Raw genomic sequence first — 22,002 nt, 5'->3', positions numbered from 1 at the left:
AGCGCGGGCTACCCATGGCGCGCTCCTGCTGGATGTGTCGCCGTATCGAGGCAAGGTGCTCGCAGCTGATGCCTGCGTGCAGCCATGCTGCGTAGGACGTCGTTCTTTCGCAAGGATCCGCTGACAAGGCGACGTGGGCCGGGTGGGGTGTCAACATCGGGCTGACCAGGAGGCCGAGGTTAGCGCTGGCGCTCTACCACGGATAGTCCGCAGCGGAGGATGCTTCCGGTTGATGCGGGAGTGTAGCTCTGTCCGATCTGGCGCATGGCGCGCGAGATGGCGCCGGCGAACGGGCAGCTGACGAGTGGATGCACATGGTTGGTCATCAACACGCACGCGTGGAGAGCCATGCCTTGTGTGGCTGCCTCGGCGAGCAGCTGCAGGTAATGTTGTAGATCGCCGTCATCGAGGAAGATCGCGCAGCGATTGACGCCGCGTTGGACGACATGCCGCGGTACGCCGGGAATTTCGAGTCTTGTCTGCCGTGGCACTGTGTCAGCCATACTTGTCCTGTATGCCGGACAGAGTGGCTTTGGAAAAGGCTGCTGACCTTCGGTGCACGGGGATGCTTTGGGTAGGGAAAGGCTGATTCAGAGACAGGAAATAATTACCTCCGTCCTTTTTTTGCAAGTAATCCTGGGAGTTTTTGGAAAAAACTAATAATGGGGGGCTCTACGATGTTTCCGAAATCGTGGTCTTCTGACAGGATAAAGGTGGAGGTTGATATTGCTTTCAAAAACAGAACGGTAATAGGGAATAAGTGGATAGGCACGACTCCAAGTGGAATGAAAGTTGAGGATTACCTCAACCCTAAGACAACGGTCTCTCCGAAGCTATAGGCACTAGGTTTATATGAACATAATATTCTTCTGGGATGGCGATGGCGGCGCGCGCGAGCCTAACTGCCGGTCTGATGTGTTAGGTCGTGATGGAATAGATTTCCTGGCATGCCTACTTACGGATCATGGTGGCCAAAGATATGAAGAAACCATGGCTTGGCTGGAGGAAGGGCTATCTAGAGTCCGCTCGGTAAGGTCTGGAGTTGTTAACGGTTGCGACTGGAGTCGCGATAGTTGGGGGGGGCGTCTGAAGGATAGGGTGGCGAAAATATATTCGTTATACGACGAGAATTGTTCTTTGGATATGAATATTGATGACTTTGAGGGGGCTCTTTTAGGTTGGATGAAGTTTATTTCTGACGACTAGCGGGGAGATCATGAGGTATGCCAACGTTTTCAGCCAGTTAAAAGGGTCCAGTTAATGGGGTCGGGTTCTTAGGTGTCCTCGCGTTTTACAGAGCAAAGAAGGGGGCGGAGTAATCAAGCTGCGTTATCCTACAGCTCGCTGTAGGGATTTCTGATGGCAGGCCAAGCCTGTGGTGAGCAGGCTTGGAGCTTCCTTCTCGTCACGTGACCTGCCATGCCGCGTCAGCCGCGCCTGGAGATTCCAGGTATCCCAATGCATGTGGTCCAGCGCGGCGTTAACCGGTGCGCGATCTTCCTGGATGACGAAGATCGGCATCACTATCGCCGCCTACTTCGCCAGGCGTGTGGGCGCTTTGGCATGCGCATCCATGCCTTCGTGTTGATGGATAATCACGTACACCTGTTTGTGTCGGCCAACCAAGTTGGCGCGGTCTCGGCTGCCATGCGGCTGAGCGGGCAGTCTTACGTGCAGGCATTCAATGCGCGCCATCGCCGTAGCGGGACCTTGTGGCAGGGGCGCTTCAAGTCCTGTCTGGTACAGACTGACCACTACGCACTCACCGTGCTGCGCTATATCGAGCGCAATCCCACGCGTGCTCGGATGGTGGCGCATCCGGAAGACTATCGGTGGTCAAGTGTCCACACCCATCTCGGTCGGGCCTTGGACCCGCTGGTCACGCCGCATGCAGTCTATTTAAACCTTGGCGCGAATGTCGCTGCACGTGCTCAGGCCTATAGCGGCTGGCTGCGCGAAGGCCAGACCCAGGGAGGCGAGGACGCAGTGCGACGGCACCTCATACAGGAGCGCGCTCTAGCAAATCCGCGCCTCCAGGCTATCGTGGAGTGCGCTCTGGGGCGTCCGGCTGCGTGCCGGGCGCGTGGCCGGCCAAGGATGGTGCCGCGGGCGGATTAATTGCCTTCGTCTCCTTTATTCAGGATCAAATAATAAAGTCTTCGCATGGTGTGGATGGCGCATATAATACTACCAACGAATTGCGCGCTGGGCGCGTGATCAGGGCTATAACGCAATTCTCGCCCCTTCAGCGCAAAGTGAGAGTGGAGTAAATTTAATTACATTTGATTCTACAAAGGTCGCGGATGTCAAATTCACCTATCCGGGAAAATAAAATAAATTGCGTTTCCTTGCGTGAGGTTAATCAAAGAGTTCTTGAATCGCTTAGGGAGGGTAGACCTAGACCAGGATGGGTGGCGGAAAATAATGAAGTAAGTGAAGCGTTGGGTGATCCATACATGGCGGAGATGATATGGATATTGTACGGGAGTAATTCTGTGAGAACTATTGACTCTCCCATAAGGGCGCTAAACCAAGATCGGAAGTGGTGGATGTTTTGGAGAGAAAAAAATACGATAAGATCCCTGATGTCCAAGCCTGGAGGTCAAGAGCGGATATGGCAAATGTTTCATGATTATGCTGCGTGGTTGTAGATAACACGGAACAAAGGGGACAAAGAAACGAAGGGGGCGGAGGCTGAGGTTCCCCCACCTTTCTCATGCTGCGGGCTCCATGTTCTGAAGAGCTTCCGGCGACAAAAGATGCAAGGCATCAAGCGTCGCGGAGCCGCGTTTTCCCAGCCATCTTCGGGTCATTGCCTCCCAGCCAAGTCGAACGAGCTAACGGGGTCCGAGCTAACGGGGTCGGATTGAGTTACCGACAACGGCAAGGGCTGGAGCTATGCCTCCGGCCCACCGGTGGGCACCAACAATCAGCAGGGCGACGGCCTTGGCAGCAGCGACACGATCACCGACACCCAGCTGTCGGGCGGCAATGCCAGCCTGTCCACCACGACAGGCGACATTGCCTTGACCGGCAGCAACATCGCCGCCACCGGTGATGTGAATCTCCACGCGGCCCGTGACCTGACCATCGCCAGCGGCCAGGACAGCGTCAGCAATGCCAACCAGTCCGACAGCAAGGCCATCGGTACGGTGGTGATCTCCGACACCGAGCGCTTCAGTGGCTGGCATCGCGAACAACACCAGGACGACAGCAGCCAGGTCACCCAGGTCGCCAGCTCGGTGGGCAGCCTGGGCGGCAACGTCAACCTGAGCGCGGGCGGCAGGTACACCCAGGTGGCCAGCAACGTCGTCGCTGCCGGTGATGTGGACATCACGGCGGCCTCCATCGATGTGCTGACGGCCGACGACCTCGGCGCGGCCTCGCAGCAGGACAAGGCCCTGAAAATCGGTGCCTTCGCCCGGGTCAAGTCGCCGTTCATCGATCTGGTCAACAACGTGGAGGCGGCCCGCCAGTCCGATGGCCGGCTGCAGGCGATGCAGGCATGGCGGTGGCGGCCAATGCCTATCAGGCCGCCAGTCTAGTCAGCAACGGCGGGACGCTGGTGAGTGCCGAGGCCGCTCTATCGGCGGCAATCCTCGCAGTCACTGCGGGGGCTCGAGTTAAAGAAGCTCTGCTGGCGCTTCATGGGGATGACACCTCCCACAATTTCTACTGCTTGTCCGGTAGCGCGCCATGCAGTAATTTTCGATAAATTCGCTAGGAAATATTTCGATCACGTTTTCCCGCCATGAGGTTGAATCGTGAGACTTGTAGCCATTTTTTTATTTTCTCTTGTGGTGGGCTGTTCTGGCCGAAAGCCTTTTCAGCCTCCGCCTGATACTTACGAGCGATGGGTAAAGCCAGGAGAATCCTTCATTGACGTCAAGAAGGCTGTCATGGAATGCGGCTATCCAAATCCTTATAATGCGTTACTTGAAAGCGATAATTCACGCAATCGCGCCATTCTAGGGGCGAATGAAATTATTTTGGCGGATTTATGTTTGATTGGATCTGGCTATAAGTACCACAGAAGAGATAAATATGACTTCTGTGTTGGAGATAAATGGCCTGCATGTTCTTCCTCCGTCCAGCCGCCAAAGCGAAGCGTTAAGTTAAGGTTGGAGAGTCGGTTTTGCCGGGACTTTCCAGCGGCTGATGTCTGCCAGCCATGAACACGTGAAAAGTTTGAAAGACCGACGGCAGCTGATTGCAGATTCATAACGACGGATCCGGCACCTAGGGCCTTTCTACGCTTTCACGCCGCCAGGGTCATCTGGCCCAAGAGCATTGGCGGCAGCGACCGCATCCGGTCAAGTCATCGCGACGCTGGCTGGCTCCAGCGGCCACCGTTTGACCAGGGCTTCGCGGCCCAGCCGTATGGCTGAGTAGCGCTTGCGCGTGGTGCGATGGGGTGCAGCTAATGGTCGATCCCGGTGGCTCCGGAACCAAGACCGGCAAGCCAGCTTACGAAGCTGGCAAACGTACTCACCAGCGGCAGGACCTGTAGCCGTGCGCCTTGGTGTGTGAGGCTGTCCTCCAAGCCTTGCCTGTAACGATGCGACTTGAGATCGCGAAAGCTAAGCTCGGTCTGCATGCGCCCGGCATAAAGGCTGACCAGCTACGGTGCGCTTGGAGTCTTGAGTTGTGGCGAGGCCACGATCAACCACGGCTCTTGCTCCCGGGCGGCGGCTTTCAAGATCGCGGATGCTCGGGAGATGTTTCCGAATTGGCGACGGTTGTAGCGGTTGGGTGCCTGGTGCGGGCGTAAGCTTCCCCACTTGGCAGACACCCGAGAAGTAGATCTGTCTGGCATCGTTCCCCAGTAAAGACTCATCACGCGCCGATGGATCCCGCATGTACGCCCTGATCGAACTCATCACCCAGTACGGTGTCCTGCTGGTGTTCGGGTGGGTGCTCGTCGAGCAGGCGGGCTTGCCGATCCCCGCATTTCCGCTCCTGGTGGTCGCTGGCTCCCTGGCGGCGACCGGGGAACAGTCCCTGGGTCTGACGGCGCTGGCCGCGGTGTCGGCCTGCGTGATCGCCGACTTCGGCTGGTACGCCGCCGGGTCCCGCTATGGCGCGCGTGTGCTGCGCGGCATGTGCCGCCTGTCACTGACGCCCGACGGCTGCGTTGCGCAGACCGAATCGGTGTTCGACCGCTGGGGCGCGCGCTCGCTGATCGTGGCCAAGTTCATCCCCGGCTTCGCGACCGTGGCCACCGCCATGGCCGGTGCGACCCAGGTGCCGCGCCGGACCTTCATCGTCTACGACGCGGTGGGCGCGCTGGTGTGGGCGTCCTCGGGCCTGGCGCTGGGCTGGGTCTTCTCCGATGCGGTCGAGCGCCTGCTCGACACGCTGGTCAGCCTCGGGCGCTGGGGGCTGGTGCTCGTCGCCGCGCTGCTGGCGCTGTACCTGGCGCGCAAGGCCTGGGACCGGTTCTCCAGCCGCGATGTGTCGGTCGCGCGTCTGTCCGTGCAGGAACTCAACGCCATGCTGCAGGGGCGCGATGGGGTGCTGCTGGTCGATGTCCGCCAGAGGAAGCTCTGGGAGCAGGAGCGGATCCATGGGGCGTCCACTTTCGAGAGCGTGGACTGGACGGGCCCGGCGATGCGCGCCCAGCGCGATGCGCCGGTGGTGGTGTATTGCGACTGCCCGTCCGAGGTTTCGGCGGTCATCGCCTATCGCAAGCTCCGCGCCATGGGGTTCCGCCAGGTCTTCCCCCTGGCCGGCGGCCTGAGCGCCTGGCGTGCGGGCGGGTACGAAATCGCGCGCGGCCAGGAACAGGACGTGCGCTCACCGCCTGCCGGCTGATCCAGGACCTCGTGTGGCAGGTAGCCAAGCCCCAAGGTTTCGCGCGGCGGCCAGCCGACACCGGTCTTGCCTTCGGCGTCGGCCCCCGCGGCGTCATGCGGCGTTCTCACCGCGCCCCGGTCAGGCAGGCACGCTGGCGGACGCTTCGGTGAGCCTGCCTCTTCTCCCCATAGTTCAAGGCCTGATCCCAAAAACCTCAGGCAACAAAAAACCCCCGACTTCTCGAGGGCTTTGGACGTCTCCGGACGACTGCGGAGGAGCAGATGGTGCGCCTGGAGGGATTCGAACCCCCGACCAATGGCTTCGGAAGCCACTACTCTATCCGGCTGAGCTACAGGCGCATGGATGCTGCATCCCGCGCGGCAGGGCCGGCGGAGCGGGGCATTATCCCTGAAAGCGCGCCGCGAAGCGAACCGGATGCCAAGGATCGCGTCGGTGGGCCACCAGACCGGTCGCGAGCCGGCGCGGACGACCCGTGACGGCGCAGCGTCGGCCGGCGGCCCGGCCTGCCGCCGCCTGCCGGGCTGCTACGCTTTGCACATGGGTTACGAACGTTTCGATACGCCGGTGGTGACGCCGCCTGGGCGCCTGGCGCTCTACTGGAAGCTGGTCCGCGGCGACAGGCCGATCGGGGTGCTGCTGCTGCTGTGGCCGACCTGGTGGGCGCTGTGGCTGGCCGCTGGCGGGATGCCGCCGTGGTGGACACTGCTGGTGTTCACCGCCGGCGTGTGGCTGACGCGCTCGGCCGGGTGCGTGATCAACGACTACGCCGACCGCTGGCTGGACCCGCAGGTCGAGCGCACCCGCGACCGGCCGTTGGCATCGGGCCAGGTCAGCGGGCGCGAGGCGCTGTGGGTGTTCGCGGTGCTGATGCTGGTGGCCTTCGGCCTGGTGCTGACGATGAACCGGCTGACCATCGTGCTGAGCGTGGTGGCTGCATTCCTGGCGGCGAGCTACCCCTATCTGAAGCGATACACCTACTTGCCGCAGGTCTACCTGGGGCTGGCGTTCGGGTTCGGCATCCCGATGGCCTTCGCCGCCATCCAGGGCACGGTGCCGGCCCTGGGCTGGCTGCTGTACGCCGCCAACATCCTGTGGGCCACGGCCTATGACACCTGGTATGCCATGGTCGACCGCGAGGACGACCTGCGTGCGGGGTCCAAGTCCACCGCGATCCTGTTTGGCGACCTGGACTTGGTGATCCAGGGCGTGCTGTACGCGCTGACCTTCGCCACCCTGGCCCTGGTCGGCAGGCAGGCCGGGCTGGGGCTGTATTACGGATGCGGCCTGGGGGTGGGCGTGCTTCTGGTCGTGTACGAATTCTTCCTGACGCGACACCGCGCGCGCGGGCCGTGCTTCAAGGCCTTCCTGCACAACAACTGGGTCGGGGCGGCGGTGTTCGCCGGCATCGTGGCCGACCTGATGCTCGGGCACTGACCGCCCGGCGCGCAGCGCTAGACCAAGGTCCAGCAGACCGCGACGCAACCGCTTCCACACAATGCCGCTGACTGGCGGATCGGGAGCGGCACATGGCACAAGTGGAAGGAACGCCCCGGCAGGGGCTGATGGCGCGCGCGGCGCTGCGCAGCGCGGCGTGGGCGGAAAAGTGGTTCCCTGATGCCTATGTGTTCGCGGTGCTGGGCGTGGTCATCGTGGCCATTGCCGCGCTGCTGGCCGGGGCCAGCCCGAAGGCGACGGCAGAGGCCTTCGGCGGCGGGTTCTGGAGCCTGATCCCCTTCACCATGCAGATGGCCTTCGTGGTCATCGGCGGCTATGCGGTGGCGACCGCGCCGATCGTGGCGCGCTTCATCGACCAGCTGGCCAAGGTGCCGCGCAGCGGCCGCGGGGCGATCGTGTACGTGGGCCTGGTCAGCATGCTGGCCTCGCTGCTGAGCTGGGGGTTCTCGCTGGTGTTCGGCGGCCTGCTGGTGCGCGCGCTGGCCCGGCGCGTCGACTTGAAGATGGACTATCGCGCCGCCGGTGCGGCCGCCTACCTGGGCCTGGGCGCGGTGTGGGCGATGGGCCTGAGTTCCTCGGCCGCGCAGCTGCAGGCCAACCCGGCCTCGATGCCGCCAGGCCTGCTGCAGATCACCGGCGTGCTGCCGTTCACCGAGACGATCTTCCTGTGGCAGTCCATCGTGCTGACCGCAGTGCTGATTGGCGTGTCGCTGGTGATCTGCTGGCTCACCGCGCCCACCGGCCAGGCCGCCCGCACCCAGGCCGAGTTCGAAGAGGCCGCCGCGGGCGAGCCGCAGGCCGTGCTGCCGCCGCGCACCCGCCCCGGTGAATGGCTGGAATACAGCCCGCTGTTGACCGTGCTGCTCTCGCTGCTGGCCTTCGGCTGGCTGTTTTCCGAGTTCGCGTCCAAGCCGCTGGTCAGCGCCATTGCCAACCTCAACACCTACAACTTCCTGTTCCTGTCGTTTGGCCTGTTGCTGCACTGGCGGCCGCGCAGCTTCCTCAACGCGGTGGCCAAGGCGGTGCCCAGCACCACCGGCGTGCTGATCCAGTTTCCGCTCTACGGCGGCATCGCCATGATCCTCACCGGGGCCAAGGGCGCCGATGGCGACACCCTGGCCCACCACCTGTCGCAGGCCTTCGTGCACGTGGCCACGCAGGACACCTTCCCGGCGGTGATGGGCGTGTACTCGGCGGTGCTGGGGTTCTTCGTGCCCTCCGGCGGCGGCAAGTGGCTGGTCGAGGCGCCGTACGTGATGCAGGCCGCCAACGAACTCCACGCCCACCTGGGCTGGGCGGTGCAGGTCTACAACGCGGCCGAGGCGCTGCCCAACCTGATCAATCCGTTCTGGATGTTGCCGCTGCTGGGCGTGCTGGGGCTGAAGGCGCGCGACATCGTCGGCTTCACCTTCATCCAGCTGTTGGTGCATGTGCCGCTGGTGATCGGCTTGCTGTGGCTGCTGGGCATGACCCTGGACTACGTGCCGCCGGTGATGCCGACGCCCGCGGGCTGAACATCAAGACGGCAACGCCGGTTCAAGGGGCCCGGGCGATGACCCAGGCGTCGACGCGCTGGACCCCGGCGCGGCGCAGGGCGCGGGCGCAGGCGGCCAGGGTCGCGCCGGTGGTCATGACATCGTCCACCAGCGCGACGTGCCCGGGCAGTTTCGCGGCCGGGTCGACCGCAAAGGCCTGGCGCAGGTTGCGGCGTCGGGCCGTGGCGTCCAGCTCGGACTGCGGGGCGGTGGCGCGGGGCCGCAGGAGCGCGTCTGCGGACAGGGGCAGTGACAGGGCGCGCGCCAGCGGGCGCGCCAGTTCCAGGGCCTGGTCGTAGCCGCGCGCACGCAGGCGCGCGCGATGCAGCGGGACGGGCACCAGCGCCTGGGGGCGCGCGGCCTGGCGCAGGTGCGGCGTGGCCAGTTCGGCGAGCAGGCGTCCGGCCGCCAGATCCTGATGGAACTTGAAGCGCGGGACGAGGCGATCCAGCGGAAATCCATAGGTGAAGCAGGCCGTCGTGGCGTCCAGGGGCGGTGGCCGGCGCAGGCAGGCGCCACACAGCTCGCCGTGGGGCGTGGGCAGGGCGCAGCGCGGGCAGGCATTGTGGTTCCAGGGCAGGGCCGCCCGGCAGCCGGTGCAAAGGTCCAGTCCGCCAGCGCCCGCCTCGCCGCACACCAGGCACTTCGGTGCCCATGCAACGCGGCCGGCCTGGCGCAGCCAGTGCGCGATTCCCTTGTGATCCATGCCGATGACGGTCCGTGTCAGCCTGTCGGGTCGCAGCAGACTCTACCGTGCCGCGGACGCAGAACCGCACAGCGCGACGTGCGGCACGAAACCGGGCCTGGCCGGTCGCCACGACGCGGGGTCGCTGCTTTACGCTAGCCAGCTTCGCCGACGCACAGGATGGACCATGGCCCGCCCGGATCTGCATGACCGCATCGCGGCGCTGCGCAAGTTGCGCGTGGCGCAGGATCGGGTGCGCGTGCGCCGCATCGTGAGCCGGCGCGATGGCGTGCGGGTGGAAACCGAAGGGCGCTGGCTGGTGGCCTTCAGCAGCAACGACTACCTGGGCCTGTCTCAGCAGTTCCAGGTGACCACCGCCCTGCAGGACGCCGCCGGGCGAGACGGGGTGGGCAGCGGCGCTTCGCATCTGGTCAGCGGCCATCACGCCGCGCACGTGGCGCTGGAGCGGGAGCTGGCCGAGTGGCTGGAGCGCCCGGCCGCGCTGCTGTTCGCCAACGGCTTCCTGGCCAACCTGGCCGTGCAGCAGGCCCTGCTGGGCGAGGAGGGCGATGTTTGCGTGCAGGACCGGCTCAACCACGCCAGCCTGCTCGATGCCTCGCGGCTGGCCGGATGCCGACTGCGGCGCTATCCACACGCCGACGCCGAAGGCGCCATCCGCCAGCTGCGCAACGTGCCCGAGGGTGCGGCGATGCTGGCCACCGACGGGGTGTTCGGGATGGAGGGCGACGTGGCCCCGCTGCGTGGCCTGGCCCTGGTGGCGCGCGTGCAGAAGGCCATGCTGTACGTGGACGATGCGCATGGCATCGGCGTGCGCGGACCGCAAGGCCGCGGCAGCGTGGCCGAAGCCCGCCTGGGCGTGGAGGACGCCCCGCTGCAACTGGTGGCGCTGGGCAAGGCGCTGGGCGGCTACGGCGCGGCGGTGGTCGGCGATGCCGCGCTGATCCAGCACCTGGCCGAGACCGCGCGTCCCTACCTGCACAGCACCGCCCTGCCGCCGGCCCTGGCCGCGGCCAGCAGCGAGGCCCTGCGCCAGGCGCGACGCGACGAATGGCGCCGGGAGAAGCTCACCGGGCTGGTGGACCGTTTCCGCACCCGCGCCGCAGCCGCAGGGCTGGACCTGGGGCTGTCGGAGACCCCCATCCAACCCCTCTTGTGCGGTCCCGATGCCCAGGCGCTGGCCTGGTCGGCGGCGCTGGAGCGGGCGGGCTACTGGGTGCCTGCGATCCGCCCGCCGACCGTGCCCGAAGGCACCGCCCGCCTGCGGGTGACGCTCTCGGCGCTGCACACGCCCGAGCAGGTCGATGGCCTGGTCGACGCGCTGGCCGCCACCCGTGTGCCGGCCCCGCAGGCCGAGACCGTCGCCTGACGCCTGAATCGATGCGCTGGAGATCCTGCGGCCAGCAGCGCTGGCGTTGCCGATGAGCCTGCACGTCGAGGTCGTCGGCGCCGGGTCCCCGCTGGTGCTGCTGCACGGCTGGGCGCTGCATGGCGGGGTGTTCGCGCCGCTGGTGGCGCGCCTGCGGGATCGGTTCGCGCTGCATGTGGTCGACCTGCCCGGGCACGGCCACAGTCGAGACTGCGGCGTGCCCCTGACCCTGCAGGCCTGCGCCGAGGCGATCTGCGCGGTGACCCCGCCAGCGGCCTGGCTGGGCTGGTCGCTGGGTGGCCTGGTCGCGCTCGAGGCAGCCGCAGCTTCCGGGCAGGTGCGGGCCCTGGCGATGGTGTCCTCGGTGCCCCGGTTCACGGCGGCGCCGGACTGGCCGCATGCGGTGCCCCCGGCGGTGTTCGCCCAGTTCGAGCGCGACCTGGCTCGGGATTACCGGGGAACACTGGAGCGCTTCATCGCGTTGGATACGCTGGGCAGCCCACACGGGCAGGACACGTTGCGCACCCTGCGCGCGATGCTCTTCGCCCGTGGCGAGCCGGCACCTGAAGCGCTGCACGCCGGACTGGCGCTGCTGGAAGCCAGCGACCTGCGCCACGTGCTGCCCGGGCTGGGCATGGCGTCGTTGTGGATCGCAGGCGCGCGCGATCGACTGGTCCAGCCGCGCGGCATGCAGGCCGCGGCGGCGCTGACGCCGGATGGCACCTTCGCCCAGATCGCCGGGGGCGGGCACGCGCCGTTCCTGGCCCAGCTCGATGCGGTGGAAGCGACGCTGGTGCCATTTCTGCAGCAGGCGATGGACCGTCCGGATCCACCTGCGCGCCGGTGAGCCCGGATCGCGGCCGCAGTGTTCCGGCGCGCCGGACTGACGCGCCTGCGGCGGCTGACGGACAATAGGCGCCATGCCGATCTTCGATGTCCGCCAGTCTCGCCGCGCCGCCGCGCGCGCTGCCCCGCACTACACCGATGCCGCCGCGCTCCAGCGCGAGGTCGAAAGCCGCCTGCTCGACTCGCTGGAGTACCTGGATGCGCGCGTGCCGCAGGTCGTCCTGGATGTCGGCAGTGGCCCGGCCCACGCCGCCGCGGCCATGCATAAGCGCTGGCCCAAGGCGCGGGTCATCGCCATGGACGTTGCCCTGCCGATGCTGCGCGAAGCCAGGAAGCAGGCCGGCTGGTGGAAACCGTTCGCCCGTGTCTGCGCCGATGCGCGCGCGCTGCCGGTGGCTGAGCACAGCGTCGATGTGCTGTTCTGCAACCTGTGCCTGCACGACCTGGAAGACCTGCCCGCGGTCTTTGCCGGCTTCCGCCGCGTGCTGCGTCCGGGCGGCTTGCTGCTGTGCTCCACCTACGGGCCGGAGACCCTGGTCGAACTGCGCGAGGCCTTCGCGGGCGACACCGCGCCGCATGTGCATCCCTTCGCCCAGATCGCCCAGTTCGGGGATGCGCTGATGATGGCCGGCTTCCGCGACCCGGTGCTGGACCGCGACCTGTTCACCCTGACCTATCCGGACCTGTCGGCGCTGATGCGCGAGCTGCGGGCGCTGGGTGCGACCAACGCGCTGTCCGCGCGTCGCACCAGCTTGACCGGGAAAGGCCGCTTCGACGCCGCCAGGGCCGCCTATGCCCGCGCACGCGACGCCGACGGACGCCTGCCCAGCACCTGGGAAGTGATCTATGCCCATGCCTGGGCACCCGAGGCTGGGACCCCGATCCGCGAGGGCGGTCATGACGTGGCAGCCGTGCCGCTCTCACGCATCCCGATCCGCCGCCGGAGCTGATGCCCCAGCCCGGCTGGCCCGAGCGGCGGGTGAGGCGCATGCGCCCTGCGCGTCAGCCCGGAGGATGCCCGACCACGACCTCGCTGATCTGCATGACCGGCTCCAGGTCGGTGTAGTTGGGGATGTCCCCCAGGATTTCCTGCGCGTGCGGGCCGAAACTGGCGCTGAAGCTGTCCACTGACGCGCAGAAGATGTGGCACATGCCCACGAAGGCCGGGTCGCTGCCCGGCAGGCCGCCGGCGATGCCCTTGTCCACGGTGTAGTACAGGCAGGCATCGCCCATCTTCTGGGCGACCATCGGCATGTGCCGATTGGCGTAGTAGTCGTGGTCGAACCGCGCGCCGGCCTGGAACGGATACATGACGCTGACCTTGATCATCGGGTTCACTCCAGTAATGAAGGGTGGAAGCGGCGCGGGGTCCACGAGCATGGCACGCAACGGCGGGAGCGACCGGTGCAGTGCAGCAGGCGTGGAGGCGGACTCAGTCCGCCGAGACCTGGGCGATCCAGTCCTGCAGGTTGTAGTAGTTGCTCACCCGCGCGATGCGATCCCCGCGCACTTCGAAGAACGCTCCGCCGGGCAGCACGTAGGTCTGGCCCTTGGCCGGCGGCAGGCCCTCGTCGCTGTGGTGATAGGTGCCGTGCACCACGTATTCGGCCGCGGCGCGCTCGCCATTGGGCGAGACCATCACCACGATGTCGCGCAACTGCTCGCTGTAGCAGGCGTCCATGCGTTGCATGAAGGCGACGAAGGCCTCCAGGCCGGTTTCGCGCGCGCCCTGGTTGAGGTCGTGGGCGACGTCGTCGGTCAGCAGGGCCAGCATGCTCTGGCGATCGCCACGGTTGAAGGCGGCGTAGTAGGCCAGCACCAGTTCCGTGGCGCGATCCTGCCGGCGGGATCCGTCGATCTTCATCTGCTGCATCTTCGCAATGGGAGTCCCGAGCATCATAGCGCCTGTGGGCGCAGGCCCTAGACCGCCTCCAGGACCAGGTCGCGGTGGAAGTAGTACAGCTCCTTGAGCAGGAAGCGCCAGCTGGTGTTGAAGCTGCGGAAGCGCGTGGTCGGGGTGGAGGAGGCCAGCGCATCGATGCCCTCCTGCCGTGCCAGGCGCATGGCGCGCGCCATGTGCAGCGGATCGCTGACGATGATCGCCCGGTGCAGGTCGTTCTCCCGCATCAGGCGGGCGGCCTGGTGCAGGTTCTGGCGGGTGGTGCGCGAGACCGTCTCGATCAGGATCGCGTCGGCCGGCACGCCTTCCTTGAGCGCATAGCGACGTCCGACCTGGGATTCGGAAAAGCGCGCCCCGGCCCCGCCGAACCCGCCGGTGAAGATCAGCCGGCCGGCCAGGCCGCGCTTGTACAGGTCGATCCCGTGGCGCAGGCGTTCTTCGAATACCGGAGAAGGGCGCGCGTCGTAGGCCGCCGCGCCCAGCACGATCACTACGTCGGCCGGCGCCGCCTGGTCGCGGTCGCCAACCCAGATGATGTAGGCCGACACGCCGGCCAGCCACAGCACGCCCAGGGCGCCCAGGCGCCACAGCCAGCCCCACAGCCCGCGTCGTCGTCGCCTCATGCGCCGGCCCAGGGCAGTGCGTCCAGGTCGATATTGCCGCCGGACAGGATCAGGCCGACACGCTTGCCCGCGAACCGCGCCGGGTGCGCCAGCACCGCAGCCAGGGTGATGGCCGACGATGGCTCGACTGTCTGCTTGGTGACCTGCCACAGCAGGCGCATGGCCGCCCGCGTGTCGGTGTCGCTGACGGTCAACACCTGCGCGCCATGCTGGCCCAGCAGTTCGAAGTTGGGTGCGCCCAGGGTGCCGCGCAGGCCATCGCAGATCGTGTCGGGGACGAAATCCAGCTGCAGGGTGCCGGCGGCGAACGAACGGGCGCCATCGGCCGCGCCTTCCGGCTCGGCCAGCCACAGCATGGCCTGGGGATTGCGCGCATGCAGCGACAGGGCCGTGCCCGAGGCCAGGCCCCCGCCACCGAGGGGGGCGACGATCATGTCCAGCGGACCGGCCTGTTCCAGCAGTTCCAGCGCCGCGGTGCCCTGTCCGGCGATCACCGCCGGATGGGTATAGGGGTGGATCAGCTGCGCGCCGGTGGCCGCCTGCACCTGGGCAGCGACGCTTTCGCGCGCATGGATGGTTGGTGCGCACGGGTGCACGGTGGCGCCGTAACGCCGGATCGAGGCCAGCTTGGCCTCCACGGCGCCTTCGGGCACCACCACATGGCAGGCGATCCCGCGGGTCTGGGCCGCCAGGGCGAGGGCGCCGCCGTGGTTGCCCGAGGAGTGGGTGACCACGCCGCAGGCCGCCTGTTCAGGTGTCAGCGACCACACCGCATTGCAGGCCCCGCGGAACTTGAAGGCGCCACTGCGCTGCAGGTGCTCGGCCTTGAGGAACAGTCGGGCCCCGGAAAGTCCGTCGAGCGTGCGGCTGGTGAGGGTGGGCGTCACGCGCGCATGCGGCGCGATCCGGGCGGCGGCGTCGAGGACGTCGTCGAAACAGGGGAGGGCGTGCGGCATGGGGCAAGATTACCCGATGGCCCTGGATGCAGGCGCCAATGGCTGCGATGTGTCAGCGCTGGCAAGAATTTATGACGGGTTCAATGCGTCACGCCCAAGCTGGGATCCATACGAAAAGGTGCAGACCAGGGGGTCCGCCATGAACCGTCTCTTGATTTCCGCCCTGGCCGTGGCCGGCCTGAGCGGATGTGCCACCTACGATTACGCGAGTGGGAGTGGGCCCGGCGGCTATTACCAGGGGCGTCAGACCTACGAGTACACCTATCCGGACGGGTATTACCGCGGGTACTACGGTGGGGCGTATGGGTCGTACGGCGGCTACGGCTATGGCTACCCCGGCTACGGCTATCCCGGACCGACCTACTACGTGATCCGCAAGCGTCCGGACCATCATGGCGACCACGACCACGACCACCACCACGGCGGACACCACGATCATGACGGAGATCACCGGCCTGATCGTCCGGATGGCCATCGCCCCCCGCCGCCCATGGTCGGCGGCGGCCGGCCGGATCACCCCATCCGTCCGGGGGGTCGACCGCGGCCCCCGCATTTCGATCGTGACGTGCCGCGCCCCATGGGACGACGAGATGGGCCGGCTCGCGTCTCCGGCGGCCCGCCCCGACCTGCAGTGGCCCAGCCGCCGCGTGCGGTGAGCCCGAACGTGACCGCGCCCCGTCCGCGCGCGTCTTCGCCGTCTTTGCCAAGGGCGTCTCAAAACGGAATACGACTCCACCGGAAGGAGCGATGAGCGCTTGCGCGGAACGGGGGCGCACCGCAAGCTAGCGAACGTTGACCGGTTACGTCGTTTTCTGACGTAACACGGGCTAAGGCTTCCATGCCGACGTCCGGTGGGGAAATCTGGATCCCCCCTGTTCCGGCCCTTGCCGGCCGTCGGCTCCCATACGAACAACGCCCGGCAGTGCCGGGCGTTGTTCTTTCTGCACTGGTGTCCCGCAGCCGATCCCCCGGATCGGGAGCCGGATAAAAAAGTGGGGCCGGTAGTCCCCCGACTACCGGCCCCGGCATCCCCAACGTGCGCTAGCGGCTGGCCCCTGTTCCAAATCCAGCCTAGGCGCCCGAAGTCGCTTGCCACGATGGGTGCAGGATGTCTCAAGCAGAAGCCGTGCCAACTTTTCCGGACGCCGGCGCAGGCCGGCTCCGCGCATGAGAAAATCCCGCCCATGAACGCCTCCTTCCACGCCTACGACGTCATCGTGATCGGCGGCGGCCACGCCGGCACCGAGGCCGCGCTGGCCGCCGCCCGTGCCGGTGCGCGCACGCTGCTGCTGACCCACAACATCGAGACGGTGGGCGCGATGAGCTGCAATCCGGCCATCGGCGGCATCGGCAAGGGCCATCTGGTCAAGGAAATCGATGCGCTGGGCGGCGCCATGGCCCGCGCGGCCGACCAGGCCGGCATCCAGTGGCGCACGCTCAATGCGTCCAAGGGTCCGGCCGTGCGCGCCACCCGCTGCCAGGCCGACCGCAACCTCTACCGCATGGCCATCCGCCGCATGGTCGAGGCCCAGCCGGGACTGACGGTGTTTCAGGCGGCGGTGGATGACCTGCTGATTCAAAACGACGCGCACGAAGGTGACGCGGTGCGTGGGGTTGTGACGCAGACCGGCCTGCGCTTCGAGGCGCAGGCGGTGGTCCTGACCGCCGGGACCTTCCTGGCCGGCAAGATCCACGTCGGGCAGACCCAGTACGCCGCCGGCCGCATGGGCGATCCGCCGGCCACCACCCTGGCCGCGCGCCTGCGCGAGCGCCCGTTCGGTATCGACCGGCTCAAGACCGGCACGCCGCCGCGCATCGACGGCCGCACGCTGGACACCGCGGTGATGGACGAGCAGCCGGGCGACACGCCCATGCCGGTGATGTCCTTCCTGGGCCAGGTCGCCGACCACCCGCGCCAGGTCAGCTGCTGGATCACCCACACCACCGAGCGCACCCACGAGATCATCCGCGCCGCGCTGCATCGCTCGCCGCTGTACTCCGGTCAGATCGAGGGGATCGGTCCGCGCTATTGCCCCTCGATTGAGGACAAGGTGGTGCGCTTCGCCGACAAGGCCAGCCACCAGATCTTCGTCGAACCCGAAGGCTTGGACGTGGTGGAGATCTACCCGAACGGCATCTCCACCTCGTTGCCATTCGACGTGCAGCTGGAGCTGGTGCGTTCGATCCGCGGCTTCGAGCACGCGCATATCACCCGCCCTGGCTATGCGATCGAATACGACTTCTTCGACCCGCGTGGGCTGAAGACCTCGCTGGAGACCAAACTGGTGTCCGGGCTGTTCTTCGCCGGCCAGATCAACGGCACCACCGGGTATGAAGAGGCTGGCGCGCAGGGCTTGCTGGCCGGCCTCAACGCCGCGCGCTTCACTCAGGATCTCGAAGCCTGGTCGCCGCGGCGCGACGAGGCTTATCTGGGTGTGCTGGTCGATGACCTGATCACCCACGGCACCACCGAGCCGTACCGCATGTTCACCAGCCGCGCCGAGTATCGTCTGCAGCTGCGCGAGGACAACGCCGATGCGCGGCTGACGCCGGTCGGACGCGAACTGGGCCTGGTCGATGACGCGCGCTGGGCGCGCTTCGAGGCCAAGCGCGAGGCCGTGGCGCAGGAAACCCAGCGCCTGCGCGCGCTGTGGGCGACGCCGGCCAATGCGCTCGGTCGCCAGCTGGAGTCCGCGCTGGGCGTGGCGGTCAGCCGCGAGACCAACGCGCTGGACCTGATCAAGCGTCCGGAACTGGACTACGGCAAGTTGATGCACGTGGAGGGCATCGGCCCGGGCGTGGACGATGCGCAGGTGGCCGAGCAGGTCGAGATCGGCGTGAAGTACGCCGGCTACCTGGACCGCCAGCGCGTGGAGATCGAGCGCCAGCAGCGCAATGAAGGCACCCCGATTCCTGAGGGGTTCGACTACGCCAGCGTGCGCGGCCTGTCGGCCGAGGTGCAGGGCAAGCTCGAACGCGTGCGCCCGCAGACCGTGGGCCAGGCCCAGCGGATCCCGGGCATGACCCCGGCGGCGATCTCGCTGCTGCTGGTGCACCTGGAGCGGGCGCGACGCACGGCCGTCGCGTAGGAAGCCGATCCGCTGACAGGGCCCTGCATCGCCATGGACGACATCCACCCTATCGCGCCGGACAAGCGCGAGGCCATCCTCGACACCCTGGCGCAGATCGAGCGCAGCCACGATGTGCGCGTGCTGTATGCCTGCGAATCCGGCAGCCGTGGCTGGGGGTTCTCCTCGCCGGACAGTGACGACGGCGGACGCTTCATCTACGTCCATCCGCGCGACTGGTATCTGACGGTCAACGAGCGCACCGGGCCAGGTGAGCGCGCAGCGCGATGTGATCGAGCGGCCGATCAGCGACGAGCTGGACGTCAGTGGCTGGGACTTGCGCAAGGCGCTGCGCCTGCTGTCCAAGTCCAACCCGACCCTGTCCGAGTGGTGCCGCTCGCCGGTGGTCTACCGGCAGGATCCGGTCTTCATGGCTGGCCTGCTGCCGCTGCTGGCCGAATTCCATTCGCCGCTGGCGACCTGGTGGCATTACTTCAACATGGCGCGCAGCAACGATCGTGGCTACCTGCATGGCGCACGAGTGCGGACCAAGAAGTATCTCTACGTGCTGCGCCCGGTGCTGGCCTGCCTGTGGATCGAGCAGGTCGGCACCCTGCCGCCGATGGCGTTCGAGGACCTGCTGACGCGCCTGTTGCCAGAGGGGCCGCTCCGCGAGGCCGTCGACCGCCAGCTGACGGTCAAGCGCGCCAGTGCGGAGGTCGGCGACGGCCCGCGTGATCCGGTGATCAGCGACTTTCTGGACCACACGCTGGCGCGCATGGGCGCGCATCCACCGCAACTTGGCGCTGGCACCGGCGAAGCGGCGCGGCTGGATGCGTTCTTCCGCGCCGTCATCGGCTGAGCGTCGACGCATCCGCCACGCCATCGGGCGTTTCGTCGCGAACGCAGCTGCGGGACCGCGTGCTCAATTGAGGGGATTGCGTCAGTTCGTTGACGTGATCCGCGCGACTGATTCAGCCCCGCGGAGCCTTCACGCCACGTGCGCTCCCTGACACGGCGCAGGCGCCGATAATCCGCACGTCATCCGGACCGCGGTGTCCTGCGCATTGGCCGTGCACATGCGCGGCAAGCGCGGCGGCGCCTCGCTGGCAACGCTCGGCGGAACCCCGCCGCACACGCGCGTCTTCGGATCGACCGGACCTGTACGACGCCCCCGCCTCGTGGCGCTGCGCGCACGTGGGAAGACGGCGCGGCCGCTGGCCTTGCGCTTCCATCTGAATCATGAAGGACGATGTCGTGAAGACTCAAACTGGTGTTTCGGCGCTGGGCCGGGGCGCACTGACGCTGCTGGGCGTGGTGCTGGCCCTGCTGGGCGTGGTGTTGCTGGCTGGTGGCGTGAAGCTGCTGACCGTGGGTGGCAGCCTGTATTTCGCAGTGATGGGACTGGCCACGCTGGTGGCGGGCGTGCTGGTCGCCCTGCGCAGGCGCGCGGGGGCGTGGCTGTACCTGATCGCGTTCGCCGCGACCATCGTGTGGGCGCTGGCCGATGCCGGCCTGCAGTTCTGGCCATTGGTCTCGCGCTTGATGATGCCGGCCGGCTTCGCCGTGCTGGTGGCGCTGGCCTGGCCGACGCTCAACCGCTTGGCCGGCAAGCCCGGTCGCGCCGGCTACGCGCTGGCGGGGCTGATCGGCGTGGGCTTCATCGCCGGCTTCGCCGGGATGTTCGTCCCGCACCCGACCGTGCCGGCCACCGGCGATGGCCCGGGCCTGACCAAGGTTGATCCGGCGCACGCACAGACCGACTGGTCCGCCTACGGCAACACCAAGGGCGGCAGTCGCTTCGCGGCGCTGGACCAGATCAACCGCGGCAACGTGGACAAGCTGCAGGTCGCCTGGATCTACCACACCGGTGACGTGGCCCAGAGCAACGGCAACGGCGCCGAGGACCAGATGACGCCGCTGCAGGTCGGCGACAAGGTCTTCCTGTGCACGCCGCACAACAACCTGATCGCCCTGGATGCAGCCACCGGCAAGCAGCTGTGGAAGCACGACATCAACGCGACGTCCTCGGTGTGGCAGCGCTGCCGCGGGCTGGCCTACTTCGATGCCAGCAAGCCACTGGTGCAGCCCACCGCCGCAGGCGCCAGCCCGGTGCCGCCCGTGGCCCTGGCCGAGGGCGCCAACTGCACCCGTCGCATCCTCACCAACACCATCGACGCACGCCTGATCGCCGTGGACGCCGATACCGGTGCGTTCTGCCAGGGCTTCGGCGACAACGGCCAGGTCGACCTGAAGGCGGGCCTGGGCGCTGCGCCCGATCCGTTCTATCAGCTGACCTCGCCGCCGATCGTCGCCGGCACCACCGTGGTGGTCGGCGGACGCGTGGCCGACAACGTGCAGGCCGACATGCCCGGCGGGGTGATCCGCGGTTTCGACGTGGTGACCGGGCAAATGCGCTGGGCGTTCGATCCGGGCAATCCGCAGGACAGGCAGGCGCCCGCCGACGGCAAGACCTATGCGCGCAGCACGCCCAATTCGTGGGCGCCGATGTCCTACGACGCGTCGATGAACACCGTGTTCCTGCCGATGGGCAGCTCCTCGACCGACATCTACGGCGTGGAGCGCACCAAGCTGGACCACACCTACGGAGCCTCGGTCCTGGCGCTGGATGCCAGCACCGGCGCGCAGAAGTGGGTCTACCAGACCGTGCACAACGACCTGTGGGACTTCGACCTGCCGATGCAGCCGAGCCTGGTGGACTTCCCCAACGCCGATGGCAGCACCACCCCCGCGGTGGTCATCGGCACCAAGGCCGGGCAGATCTACGTGCTGGACCGCGCCACCGGCAGGCCGCTGACCGAGGTGAAGGAAGTGCCGGTCAAGGCCTCCAACATCCCGGGCGAACCCTATTCGCCGACCCAGCCCCGGTCGGTGGGCATGCCGCAGATCGGCGCGCAGACCCTGACCGAGTCGGATATGTGGGGGGCCACGCCGATCGACCAGATGCTGTGTCGCATCGCCTTCAAGTCGATGCGTTATGACGGTCTGTACACCGCGCCTGGTACCGACCTGTCGCTGAGCTTCCCCGGCTCGTTGGGCGGCCTGAATTGGGGCGGATTGTCGACCGACCCGGTGCATGGCTACATCTTCGCCAATGACATGCGCCTGGGCCTGTGGAGCCAGATGATTCCCTCGGCCAACCGGGACGCGGCCGCAGGCGGTGGCGAGGCGGTCAACACCGGCATGGGCGCGGTCCCGCTCAAGGGCACCCCTTACGCGGTCAACAAGAACCGCTTCCTGTCCAAGCTGGGCATTCCCTGCCAGGCGCCGCCGTTCGGCACGCTGACCGCGATCAACCTGAAAACCCGCAAGATCGCCTGGCAGGTCCCGGTGGGCACCGTGGAAGACACCGGTCCGCTGGGCATCAAGATGCACATGGCCATGCCGATCGGCATGCCGACCCTGGGCGGAACGCTGTCCACGCAGGGCGGCCTGGTGTTCATCGCCGGCACCCAGGACTACTACCTGCGCGCGTTCGACTCGGCCACCGGCAAGGTGCTGTGGAAGCAGCGCCTGCCCGTCGGCAGCCAGGGCGGCCCGATGACGTATTCGGTCAACGGCCGGCAGTACATCGTCATCACTGCCGGTGGTGCGCGGCAGTCGCCGGACCGCGGCGACGATGTGATCGCCTACGCGCTGCCGCAGTCCTGACCGGCTGCGCGAGCGCAAGCTCGGACCGGGGGCGGGTCGCCATGCGACCCGCCCTCTG

At 67.0% G+C, this 22,002-nt stretch carries 18 protein-coding genes, 1 tRNA gene and 2 pseudogenes; 13 read left to right on the top strand and 8 right to left on the bottom strand.

The window, feature by feature from the left end; genetic code table 11:
• Positions 1-179 precede the first annotated feature (179 nt).
• Positions 180-503 (bottom strand): transposase, encoded by a 324-nt coding sequence (locus tag PJ250_RS06425; protein WP_271647751.1) that lies wholly within the window; start codon positions 501-503, stop codon positions 180-182.
• A gap of 916 nt (positions 504-1,419) precedes the next feature.
• Between PJ250_RS06425 and PJ250_RS06420 the strand changes: the two genes are divergently transcribed.
• From PJ250_RS06420 to PJ250_RS06410, 3 genes are all read left to right on the top strand, one after another.
• Positions 1,420-2,118: a transposase gene (locus PJ250_RS06420; RefSeq protein WP_271647749.1), complete on the top strand. Its 699-nt coding sequence runs from the start codon at positions 1,420-1,422 to the stop codon at positions 2,116-2,118.
• Positions 2,119-2,915: 797 nt separating this feature from the next.
• On the top strand, positions 2,916-3,545 hold the full coding sequence (locus PJ250_RS06415; RefSeq protein WP_271647748.1) for a hemagglutinin repeat-containing protein: 630 nt from the start codon (positions 2,916-2,918) through the stop codon (positions 3,543-3,545).
• Between the two features lie 219 nt (positions 3,546-3,764).
• Positions 3,765-4,175, top strand: a complete 411-nt coding sequence (locus PJ250_RS06410) for a hypothetical protein (RefSeq protein WP_271647746.1) — start codon at positions 3,765-3,767, stop codon at positions 4,173-4,175.
• Positions 4,176-4,318: 143 nt separating this feature from the next.
• Here PJ250_RS06410 and PJ250_RS06405 read toward each other — a convergent pair.
• A pseudogene (locus tag PJ250_RS06405) lies at positions 4,319-4,720 on the bottom strand (IS4 family transposase); the annotation flags it as partial.
• 137 nt (positions 4,721-4,857) lie between these two features.
• Between PJ250_RS06405 and PJ250_RS06400 the strand changes: the two are divergent.
• Positions 4,858-5,814 (top strand): rhodanese-like domain-containing protein, encoded by a 957-nt coding sequence (locus tag PJ250_RS06400; protein WP_271647745.1) that lies wholly within the window; start codon positions 4,858-4,860, stop codon positions 5,812-5,814.
• Between the two features lie 264 nt (positions 5,815-6,078).
• Here PJ250_RS06400 and PJ250_RS06395 read toward each other — a convergent pair.
• Positions 6,079-6,155, bottom strand: a tRNA-Arg gene (locus tag PJ250_RS06395).
• 199 nt (positions 6,156-6,354) lie between these two features.
• On the opposite strand from PJ250_RS06395, the gene ubiA reads away from it, so the two are divergent.
• A complete protein-coding gene (gene ubiA, locus PJ250_RS06390; RefSeq protein ID WP_271648556.1) occupies positions 6,355-7,251 on the top strand; it encodes a 4-hydroxybenzoate octaprenyltransferase in 897 nt (298 codons plus the stop codon).
• 128 nt (positions 7,252-7,379) lie between these two features.
• The gene (locus PJ250_RS06385; protein ID WP_271648555.1) at positions 7,380-8,786 is read left to right on the top strand and encodes a short-chain fatty acid transporter; all 1,407 of its coding nucleotides are present in this window, start codon (positions 7,380-7,382) and stop codon (positions 8,784-8,786) included.
• Between the two features lie 22 nt (positions 8,787-8,808).
• Here the strand turns inward: PJ250_RS06385 and PJ250_RS06380 are convergent, their stop codons facing one another.
• Positions 8,809-9,513 (bottom strand): ComF family protein, encoded by a 705-nt coding sequence (locus PJ250_RS06380; protein WP_271647743.1) that lies wholly within the window; start codon positions 9,511-9,513, stop codon positions 8,809-8,811.
• A 166-nt stretch (positions 9,514-9,679) separates the two neighbouring features.
• Between PJ250_RS06380 and bioF the strand changes: the two genes are divergently transcribed.
• The 3 genes from bioF (at position 9,680) to bioC (ending at position 12,675) form a co-directional block, all read left to right on the top strand.
• On the top strand, positions 9,680-10,879 hold the full coding sequence (bioF, locus tag PJ250_RS06375; protein WP_271647741.1) for an 8-amino-7-oxononanoate synthase: 1,200 nt from the start codon (positions 9,680-9,682) through the stop codon (positions 10,877-10,879).
• 58 nt (positions 10,880-10,937) lie between these two features.
• Positions 10,938-11,726 (top strand): pimeloyl-ACP methyl ester esterase BioH, encoded by a 789-nt coding sequence (gene bioH, locus PJ250_RS06370; RefSeq protein WP_271648554.1) that lies wholly within the window; start codon positions 10,938-10,940, stop codon positions 11,724-11,726.
• A gap of 73 nt (positions 11,727-11,799) precedes the next feature.
• Complete coding sequence (gene bioC, locus PJ250_RS06365; protein WP_271647739.1) at positions 11,800-12,675, top strand: malonyl-ACP O-methyltransferase BioC; 876 nt, start codon at positions 11,800-11,802, stop codon at positions 12,673-12,675.
• Positions 12,676-12,727: 52 nt separating this feature from the next.
• Here bioC and PJ250_RS06360 read toward each other — a convergent pair whose 3' ends face one another.
• The 4 genes from PJ250_RS06360 to PJ250_RS06345 form a co-directional block, all read right to left on the bottom strand.
• A complete protein-coding gene (locus tag PJ250_RS06360) occupies positions 12,728-13,054 on the bottom strand; it encodes an EthD family reductase (RefSeq protein ID WP_271647737.1) in 327 nt (108 codons plus the stop codon).
• Positions 13,055-13,157: 103 nt separating this feature from the next.
• The gene (locus PJ250_RS06355) at positions 13,158-13,589 is read right to left on the bottom strand and encodes a ketosteroid isomerase-related protein (RefSeq protein WP_271647736.1); all 432 of its coding nucleotides are present in this window, start codon (positions 13,587-13,589) and stop codon (positions 13,158-13,160) included.
• 56 nt (positions 13,590-13,645) lie between these two features.
• Positions 13,646-14,260, bottom strand: a complete 615-nt coding sequence (locus tag PJ250_RS06350) for a YdcF family protein (protein WP_271648553.1) — start codon at positions 14,258-14,260, stop codon at positions 13,646-13,648.
• Positions 14,245-15,204, bottom strand: a complete 960-nt coding sequence (locus PJ250_RS06345) for a threonine ammonia-lyase (protein WP_271647735.1) — start codon at positions 15,202-15,204, stop codon at positions 14,245-14,247. Before PJ250_RS06345 ends, PJ250_RS06350 begins: the two co-directional genes overlap by 16 nt.
• Positions 15,205-15,596: 392 nt before the next feature.
• On the opposite strand from PJ250_RS06345, the gene PJ250_RS06340 reads away from it, so the two are divergent.
• The 4 genes and pseudogenes from PJ250_RS06340 to PJ250_RS06325 all read left to right on the top strand — a co-directional run bounded on the left by PJ250_RS06340 (position 15,597) and on the right by PJ250_RS06325 (position 21,944).
• Positions 15,597-15,860, top strand: a complete 264-nt coding sequence (locus tag PJ250_RS06340) for a hypothetical protein (protein WP_271647734.1) — start codon at positions 15,597-15,599, stop codon at positions 15,858-15,860.
• Between the two features lie 528 nt (positions 15,861-16,388).
• Positions 16,389-18,293 carry a tRNA uridine-5-carboxymethylaminomethyl(34) synthesis enzyme MnmG gene (gene mnmG / locus PJ250_RS06335; protein ID WP_271647733.1) on the top strand — a complete coding sequence of 635 codons (1,905 nt, stop codon included), beginning with the start codon at positions 16,389-16,391 and terminating at the stop codon, positions 18,291-18,293.
• A gap of 33 nt (positions 18,294-18,326) precedes the next feature.
• Positions 18,327-19,134 (top strand): annotated as a pseudogene (locus tag PJ250_RS06330) (nucleotidyltransferase domain-containing protein).
• Positions 19,135-19,529: 395 nt separating this feature from the next.
• Entirely contained in the window at positions 19,530-21,944 is a 2,415-nt protein-coding gene (locus PJ250_RS06325) for a glucose/quinate/shikimate family membrane-bound PQQ-dependent dehydrogenase (RefSeq protein WP_271647732.1), read from the top strand.
• Positions 21,945-22,002 lie beyond the last annotated feature (58 nt).

The organism is Pseudoxanthomonas sp. JBR18, assembly GCF_028198165.1.
Classification (GTDB): domain Bacteria; phylum Pseudomonadota; class Gammaproteobacteria; order Xanthomonadales; family Xanthomonadaceae; genus Pseudoxanthomonas_A.
This window is presented reverse-complemented; position numbering and strand designations above follow the sequence as displayed.